This is a genomic window from Nocardiopsis sp. NPDC058631 (assembly GCF_042716955.1).
In the GTDB taxonomy this organism is placed as follows: domain Bacteria; phylum Actinomycetota; class Actinomycetes; order Streptosporangiales; family Streptosporangiaceae; genus Nocardiopsis.
On record NZ_JBHXQY010000211.1, the window covers coordinates 1 to 1,149 of the forward strand.

Genomic DNA, 1,149 nt, shown 5'->3' on the forward strand with positions numbered 1-1,149 from the left:
ATCCCCGGCCGTTCGTATGGCACAAGACGGCCGAGGAGATCCTCGAATCCCTCGCAGCGTACTGCCGACGAATTAACGACTCAGGACACTAGGTGCAATGCCGTTCGGTTAGTCATCTGGTGGGCTTGGCAAGGCATTGATCTTGATGTGGACGATGGTCTTGTGGGTTCGGTGGTCGATGTTGCGGCCAACGGCGCGGTACTTGGAACTGATGGCCCGCTTCTTCACGCGGGGCCGGGACCGTTGTCGTCGGTCGGGTAGGAGGCCGTTGAGCAAGGCGGCGCCGATCCGGCCGACCAGGTCAATCCGGGTGGCAGGAATGATGCCACCAGCACGGATGATCTGGTCACGTGCGGTGCTCAGCGCGATGGTGAACGCGGTGCGGTCGGGGTCGATGCCGGGCCGGTGCAGGAGGGCGTCGCTCATCGCCGTGCGTAGTGCCTGGTAGGCGACCAAAAGCGCCCAGGTCTCCTGGGTCACGGCTGCTGGGTGGCGGCCGCGCAGGACTCGGCCTCCCAGAACGGTCGATTTCAGCTCGCAGTAGCTGGTCTCGATCTCCCAGCGTTCGTGGTAGATCGAGACCAGAGCGGTGGCGGGTGCCTCCTCGGGGTCGAGCAGGCTGGTCAGGAGCCGATAGTGGTCGTGGGTGGCGGTGCGCTCGCTGGTGCCATCCGCAGGGGCCAGGGTGATGGTGGCCTCGATGACGCGGACGGTGACCTCACCTACGCGGGACAGGAACGTGCCGTCGGGCAGACGGCGCAGGACCGGCAGCTTGAGCGCTGTGCGGTGGGTCTTGGCGCGGATGAGGAAGTCCGCGCCCGTGGACGCGACCGTGCCCACGAACCCGGTGGCTGAGAAGTTCCGGTCACCCAGCAGTATCGTCCCGGGCCCTAGCGTTCCGGTCGTGCCCGCAGTGGTGACCAGGTCGGTGGCGTAGGTCAGCTCGCCGGTCGCGTCGGTGCCAAAGACAGCGTCCATGAGGGTTCGGGTCCCGCAGGCCACCAGTGTGACCAGACGCAGCATCGGGTAGCCGGGCGGCCCGTTCGGTCCGGCCTTGGCCTTGGGGAACACGGTCAGGTTCGCGGGTGTGTCCGCCAGCGCGATCTGGGTGCCGTCGATCGCGACCAGGCGTCTGCCAGCGAACCGTCC

At 66.8% G+C, this 1,149-nt stretch carries 1 protein-coding gene; it reads right to left on the reverse strand.

The features are described from left to right. Positions 1 to 108: 108 nt before the first annotated feature. The coding region (locus ACFWTE_RS30000; protein WP_378783330.1) for an IS4 family transposase at positions 109 to 1,149 on the reverse strand (1,041 nt) is incomplete at its 5' end.